Here is an 8,392-nt window from a genome sequence, read left to right on the forward strand (position 1 = left end):
TTGTTTGTGTCATAAGTTTGTCCTCCTTATTTTAGTTAGTTAATACTTTTTGTATAGTATACCATAAAATCTTTCGCAGGTCAAACTTGACACTTTATCATATCATCTCTGCGGTGAACGGTTACTTAAAATCGACTTCGACCTTTTCGTAAGTTAAGTATAAAATCAATCATTAAATCATCCCCCCGAATAAGTAATCGTTTTAAGCAATATGGAGTCGTTATGGGCAGAGTTACTTTTCCCTGTCGGATGCCGCAGGCATAGGTATATCCTGCCTCTTTGACCATCTGGTTAATTTTCTCATTATAAGCCCCTGCCCCATAAGGATAGGCAAAGGCAATGATTTGTGTGTTTAATCTTTCTTCTAATATCTTTTTAGAGCCTGTTATTTCTTCCTTTGCGGCATCTTCATTAATCTTAAGCAAATTTGGATGAGTATTCGTATGAGAGCCAAATTCTATTCCAAAATCTTGCATTTCTTTTAATTCTGCGGTTGAGAGTTCACTACGAGCGGTAGATAAAAACATACATGCCTTAAATTTATACTGCTTAAGAATGGGAAAGGCAGCCGTATAATTATTTTTTGCCCCATCATCAAAGGTAATAATCACCGGGTTATCTGGCAAAGAAGTAAGGTCTTTAAATGTAATCGGTTGATAACTATGGTTATACAAATAAGCCATCTGATGTCTAAATTTTCGTTCAGTTACCCATAATTTCTTATTTTTTGCAGTTTTGGGTGCAACACCAATGTTGTGATACATTAAAATAGGAATGCCTGGTTTATCCTTTCTCCACCAGTTAAATCTGCAGGACAATGCAATAAACCAGAGACTAACAAATATTAACCAGCTAACCATGAGATGTATTCCTTCCTCTTTTTGGGGACGCAGATAAACGCAGATTTTCAAGATTTTAACATAAAGAAAATAGGTAACCGTTCAGGTAATCCTTTACCGCAGAGACGCAGAGAAACAGAGAGGAAAATATCTTTTTTTTTCCCGTGTTTTTCGCGTTTTTCGGTGTTTAAAAAGGCTTAAAAACAGTTAGTCAAAAGTCCGTATTAAAAGATTAATAAACAACGAAAGACCCGAAATGCGCAAAAAAAGGAAGTTTCTGTCTCTGGTGAATAGTTTTTAATTTTTTCTCTGCGTCTCTGTGGCATCTTGCGGTGAACGGTTACGAAAATAGATACACGGCTAATAAATACAGATTTTATCTGAGCACCACTCATCTGATAACCGATACCTTTCCAGTAACTTTATCCCCGACTGAATTGGTAATAACATAGATATAAATTCCTGTTGCCAGGTCTTTGCCATCATCATCCTTAACATCCCAGGGATACGGCTGATGGACATCGACTGGAACCTCTATCGTTTTCATTAATTCTCCCACAATGTTGAATATCCTGACCGTAATTGCTCCAGCAAAATTTCTAAAATAGATAAAGGAATGATTGGGTTTAAATGGATTGGGGAAAACCTCTGTTTGACTGATAAGTTTATCGGGTGGTAATTGTGGTGCCGGACTTGAACCGGCAATCCGATAAATACCAAAATGTGGCACCTTAACACTAACAGTGTTCGCAAGGGTATCTACCTCTTGTTTGCCAGGAACTATTATCCAGTGATTGTTAATTAATCGATAAATCCGATAAAATACCTTTTCTTCCTGGTCAAAAACTAATGGAGGATACGGAATCGTTATCTCAGGGCTGGCTAAAAACTCATCAGGTAAAGCCTCAGCACCATTTGTCTTTCTGGCAATAAATACCCGCGTGGTATTTGGAACTAATCCCTTTATTTCTTTATTCTGTCTGGCATTATCATTTGCCTGCTGGGTGATTGCGGCTATTTCTGACAAAGAATATATTTCAATCGTGGCTATGTTCTCCGCGAAGGTATTTGGTGAAAATTCTACCTTAGTGTTATCCGGTTTTTCAATTATCCCTTCCAGTGTGTCTTTTAAGGAGAATTCAGCATGGTTATTGGGTGGTAAAATAGGATTTCCTGCCGCATCGGTTACATTATTTACCACCAATGTATAAAATACCTCGTTTTTTAAAATGTCTGTTGTCAAATTAACATTTTTCCCTCCATCTAAACTGGCAGAATACACCTTTATCGTCTTTTGTGGGGCTTTGGATTCAAAGAGAAGAAACATTGCATTACCAATATTTATTGGTGGATTTTCATCATCAAAGAAAGCAGTGAGATGGCTATTATCTTTTCCAACTACCCAGAGAAGCATTGGCGGGTCATAATCAAATTTAGTTGTAAAGGTATAAACCTCATAAAGGGTATTGGGCAAAACTGCTAAATCCTTTACCTCAATCGTGATGGTGACTATTTGCCCAAATTGAAAAGGTATTTGAGGTTTATGCTTAACTATGTAATGATATGTATTTCCTCTAATATCTAATGCATCTACTTTATTTCCGTTTATCCAGAGATTGATAGAGGTCTTATCTACCCCTGCTCCAATATCTTTTATATGAAACTCGATTTCAGTGGCTATCAATACATCTGTAGTGCCTTTTTCAGGTTTATGGTCTGTGGTGTAAGGAGGAATGGTATCTGTGATAAAAAATTTATAAGTCGTATTTAGACTATTTCCTACAAAATCACGAGCTATAATAGTAACCCAGACAGTTTGATTATAATCAAAATCTACTGGTGGATTATAACTAAAGGTAAAATCTGTAATCGAGCCATCAATTTGATAATTAGAAGTTACGGTTGCTCCATTTATTATCACCTTAATCGTTGTTTTATCTACGCCACTCACATCATCCTTAATATGAAATAAAACATCCGTTTGCGGTTGAGCATTATTGGAATCTGGTGCGGGCATCTGGTCTGTAACATACGGTGGTCGGGTATCAATCGTGGTAAAGAAATATTCTTGTTCTAAGACATTTGGCATTTGGGCTAAATCTACAGCATAGATATAAACATAAACCCGCTTATTTGCCTCAAAATCATAAATTGGGTTATAAAAAATGGTATAATCCTCTTTAGTCCCACTTATCAGCGGAGTAACTATTTGACCGTTCACCTTCATCAAAATTGAGTCTTTTTTCACACCCGCACCGAGGTCTTTAATATGGAGGGAAATATTTGTATCTACGGCTATCTGTGTGGCATTGGGGGCAGGAATCATATCTGTAATAGAAGGACTGAGATTATCCAGGGTAGTCGTGAATGTGTAAAATACTGGAGTCATCGTATTGCCGGCTAAATCCGTTGCCATAACATTTATTTTCACCACTTCATTAAAACCAAAGCATACTGGCGGTCGATAAATCAGGGTCAGATTTTGTATTGGCGGGATAATTATGGGGAAGACACGGACATCATTTACCTTCATCACAATGGACGAACCATCCACACCTATCCCATCATCTCGAATATGAAGCACAACATCTGTATTAATTGGCACATCTGCGGCAAACGGAGCCGGGTTATAATCTGATGTATAAGGCGGGGTAATATCTCTTATGATGGTAAAGGTATAAGTTTGTGTGGCTAAATTTCCAGCCTTATCTTCGACTTTAATATAAACAAGCACTTCCTCCCCATAATTAAAGTTCTTTATCGGGTCATAGACAATGGTAAAACCATTTAATATTGGGAAAACACTCATCGTCGTTATGGTGCTATTGTTCACCTTTAATAAAATACTCTCCCTGACTACTCCAGATTCATCATCACAAACACTCATAATAATATTTGTATCTACCGGTACATCTATTGCCGCTGGTGTAGGGTAATGTTCAGCGGTATATGGTTTTTTCTTATCCTGGATAGTCGTAAAGGTATATGTTTCAGTGGCGATATTACCAAAATTATCCCCTGCCTCAATATATACCTCCACAACCTCATTATACCCAAAATTAAGGAGGTTTGAAGCAATTAAATATGCCTTTGGAGGAGTTATTGGCGTTTTATTAATGTATATCGGCAGACCATTAACCTTTAGGATAATCGTTTCAGGATTTATTCCAGATTCATTGTCAGTGATGATGAAGCGAATATCAGTATTTTTGGGGGTTTGGGTTGCCCACTTAGGAGGAAATTGGTCAGAAATCTCAGGTTTTATCATATCTGGCTCAGTCGTGAAAGAGTAAATCTCTTCAACAGTATTTGAGCCAAAATCAAAGGTTTTAATCATTATATCTACTACCTGTCCATAATAAAAATTATCTTTTGGTTTATAAAAGATATTATAGGCTGATTTTGTTCCTGTAATTTTCACATTAGAACTTACATCAATACCTTCTACGAAAAAAATCATAGTAGAAATATTCACACCAGATTCATTATCCTTTAGATTGAACATAATTGCGGTATCGACCTTAACCCCTTGAGTTTCTTTATCCGGGAAATGGTCAGTTACATAAGGCTTTATATCATCTATTTTAGTGGTGAAGGTATAGGCATCTTGTGGCATAGGGTTATTGGCTAAATCTTTGGCATTGATACGGACACGGACAACCTGGTTATAGTCAAAGTGAACCGTCGGGTCATAATTGACTAAATACTCTGTTTTTGTTCCGGTAATGGTGAGTTTGCCAGTTACATTTTCTTCATTTACAAACAGGACAATCGAATTTTTATCTACACCCAATTCGTCATCCCGAATATAGACGGTAATGTTTGTCTCAACCGGGACTTGAGTTTCTCTTATATCAGGCTTACGATAGATAACCTTTGGTGGAATAATATCTGTAGTTATGGTAAATGTATAGTTCTCAACAAGTTTATTGGGGACTGCGGCAAAATCTTCTACCTGTAAATAGACATCGATTATTTGTCCATAGTCAAAATCAACCGGCGGGTCATAATAAAGAAAATAGCCCTGCGGAATTTCATTTAACGAATAGGTCGTAATCGTTACCCCATTTACCTTGAAGACAATCGTTGAACTTGCTACACCGGCGTCTTCATCAATAATATTAAACAGAATAAGGGTATTAATTGGCACATTGGTATCATTTTTTTGCGGAATATGGGCTGAAGTCTGGGGAGTTTTATTATCCAGTTTAGTCGTAAAGGTATATGTAGATTGTAGAGGATTTGAGGAATTATCAGTTACCTCAACTGAAACATTGACCAGTTGACTATATTTAAAATCTTGAGCAGGGTCATAAACAAGGGTGCAATATTTAGGTAAATTGCCACCTATTTGGGGATATACCCTTTCACCATTTACCTTCATAATAATTGTTGAGGTGGCAATACCACTATCCGTATCCTGGAGAAAGATAGTAATATTTGTATCTACCGCAACTCCAGTCGCATTTGGGGCAGGTATTCGCCCGGTAATAACTGGTGGATTAGGGTCAGATGTTGTGGTAAATGTATAGAATGTATCTAATGTATTCGCAGGCGTGGCTAAGTCTCTGGCATAAATACTTACTTTTACCTGTGTGCCGAATTCAAAAGGTTGAGGCGGGATATAAGATATATAATAATCTTGCGGTGTGCCAATCTTTGTTGGGGTAACTGTTGTATTGTTTATCTTCATAACTAAAGTATTTACATCTACTCCATAGCCTGTGTCTTTAAGATGAAGGGTAATATTGCTATTGACATTAACCTGGGTCGCATTAAAAACAGGTTTTGGGTCATCAATAAAAGGAGGGGTTGTATCCGAACCAATTTCTAAATCCGGGGCAGGTCGATGGAGTGGTGGGTCTTTTATATCGAGAATCATCCCGGCCGCCCCTTCATTTGCGCCTTCAGCAAAAATTATCAACTGATAGTTAGAATTAACCGTATATTTAAACTCGCCTGATAAATCTGATTTAGTAAAACTATTTAAGTAAGTAAGCCATATTCCTTCTGGATGAGTTACAAGCATAGATTGAAGGGCGGAAATGTTATTGGTATTTTTCTCCTGTAGTTTTAAATAAACTATACAACTACGATTTTGAATCGGATTACCGAACTTTGTAATCGTGCCAAATCCTGGATTGTCAACATTTGGAGGTATCCATTCAGGTCCGGTAGTAATTGTATAATGTTGTCCTGCGTTATTATAAGTGATACCATCGCTGAGAATATCATAGTAATAAGTTGTTTTAGCGGTTACGCCAACGGCTTGTATATGATGGACATCATCTTGAATCTCTTCCCCTCTCTCATCATAAGCAATGAGATTAAGATTGGCAGAATTTGTTCCATATTTAATTGCCCCTGTTCCAACTCCATCAGTAATCCACGAGACAAAAAACCGTGTGGCAGTAATATTGGAATGTTTTATATTTTTGGGTTGTTGAGCAGATGAAGCGCTGGCAATAAAAATTATTAGCATACATAATAAAATATTTAATCTGGTCATTTGACACCATAGCATTTTACCACTCAATCTCTAAAAAGTCAACTGGTTTTTTGGGTGCGTGTAAAATTTATGGGTAAAAAATATTGTAAGCGTTCAGGTAGTGTAAGAAAAGGAGATATGGAGATAAAGGAGATAAGGGGATATATTTAGGAGTTTTTTGGTGAAAGGATTACAATTAGGAGGCTGGTTTGGTTTAGGGGTTATGAAAGTTAGTCTTTTTGCATAACCATTTTGCCCAGTTATCCAGGAAATTTAGTAACCGTTCAGCCACAGAGGCACAGAGTTCACAGAGAATTAGAGAAATTAGCTACAAATGGACACGAATTAACCTGTGACATTCGATAAATGTAGTGCGAATCTTGAGGCTAACGCCTCGCACTATAAATCTTTTTATTATTCGTGTTCATTCGTGGTTATATATTCCCTCTGTGTTCTCTGTGACTCTGTGGCTATATCCCTGAACGGTTACACCTTATCTTCTGGCAAATAAGGGACTTTAATGAAGATAATTCTTATTGTTTGTTCTGTGTCATTGATTATATCATGTTTTTCCTTTGGTGAAATCTTAAATGCGTCTCCTTCTTTAACTCGATAACTCTGGTTATCAATCACCATTTGAGGCGTTCCGAAAATGAAAAAAAAGGTTTCTTCTACCTCATTATGAAAATGAGCCCCTAATGTTTGACCTGGTTTAAATCGGATAATCCCCCATTCCATTCTTTGCCCTCGAAATAGGTATTTTGGACCAGAATCACCGCCGCGATATTCCTTTTCGTTTTCATTAACCCTTTCCATTATTAAATTCACCTCCTTAATGACATAAAACCCAGTGTTCCTTTTCAATCTCACGATACACAGGTTTTTGTTCCCTACAAATATCCTTTGAAAATGAACATCTCTGGTAAAATCTGCAAATAACATCAGAATTAAACTTATTCATTGACTCAAGTGGAATTGAGGATAATTTTCTTTTCTCACCAGATATGCTGGGGTAAGAAGATAAAAGCCCTTGAGTATAAGGATGCAATGGGGTATTAAAAAGCATTTTCGTTGGTGCATATTCCATTATTTTCCCGGCATACATTACGGCCACTCGATTGCAGGTTTCCGCAATAACCCCAATATCATGTGAGATATAAATAAGAGCCATATTAAGTTTATGTTGAATTTCAATGATTTTCTTTATTATCTGGTCTTGAACAATAACATCTAAAGCAGTTGTCGGCTCATCCGCAATAATAATCTCTGGATTACAGGCAAGTGCCATAGCTATTATTGCCCGTTGTTTCATCCCACCACTATATTCATGGGGATACTGCCTGGCAAAACTATAATCCATTCCAACTAAATCATATAATTCTTTTACTCTTATCCTGGCGTCTTTTTTAGTGATTGCGATATGCCTTCTGATTACTTCAATTATTTGATTTTCAACCCGATATACTGGATTTAAGGCATTCATTGCGGATTGAAAAATCAAAGAAATACACCTTGAGCGTATCTTTTGCATCTGTTTATCTGTCTTTGGGATTAAGTCTTCATCTTTAAAGAGTATCTGACCAGAGATTATTTGAGCGTTGTTTGGTAAAAGTTTCATAATTGCCATCGCTACAGATGTTTTTCCACATCCAGATTCACCGACTAATCCAATCGCTTCACCTTTTTTTAGCCCAAAAGATACTCCATCTACTGCTTTAACACAGCCTCTGGAGGTTTTATATTGCACATTTAAATCTTTAATTTCAAGTATTTGCATTTTTTCTCTTGAATTCATAGGAAATTATATTGGACGCAGATAACTACAGATTTTACAGGTGAGCCTGGGTGGTGTCTTAATCTAGCATATAAGGTTGAAATAGTGTAAGAAAAGGAGATATGGGGATTATGGAGTGGAGATATGGAGATAAATTCGTAACTATTCACCATTCACAATTTCTTCCCTAAATTTCCTTAATAATGGTGAATGGTGAATTGTCAATTGTGAATTGTGAATTATCACTCTTCACGGTGTCAAGCAAACCTGGCCCAAGAGTTCGATGCACCG

General features: G+C 36.9%; 4 protein-coding genes. All 4 read right to left on the reverse strand.

From position 1 onward, the window contains the following. Positions 1–125 precede the first annotated feature (125 nt). Positions 126–860: a polysaccharide deacetylase family protein gene (locus tag AB1414_11245; GenBank protein MEW6608006.1), complete on the reverse strand. Its 735-nt coding sequence runs from the start codon at positions 858–860 to the stop codon at positions 126–128. A gap of 370 nt (positions 861–1,230) precedes the next feature. Next, positions 1,231–6,348: an Ig-like domain-containing protein gene (locus tag AB1414_11250; GenBank protein ID MEW6608007.1), complete on the reverse strand. Its 5,118-nt coding sequence runs from the start codon at positions 6,346–6,348 to the stop codon at positions 1,231–1,233. Between the two features lie 465 nt (positions 6,349–6,813). Continuing rightward, a complete protein-coding gene (locus AB1414_11255; GenBank protein ID MEW6608008.1) occupies positions 6,814–7,143 on the reverse strand; it encodes a cupin domain-containing protein in 330 nt (109 codons plus the stop codon). Positions 7,144–7,159: 16 nt separating this feature from the next. After that, complete coding sequence (locus tag AB1414_11260) at positions 7,160–8,104, reverse strand: ABC transporter ATP-binding protein (GenBank protein MEW6608009.1); 945 nt, start codon at positions 8,102–8,104, stop codon at positions 7,160–7,162. Positions 8,105–8,392 lie beyond the last annotated feature (288 nt).

The sequence above is a fragment of the bacterium genome (genome assembly GCA_040755795.1).
Taxonomy (GTDB): Bacteria; UBA9089; CG2-30-40-21; order CG2-30-40-21; family SBAY01; genus JBFLXS01.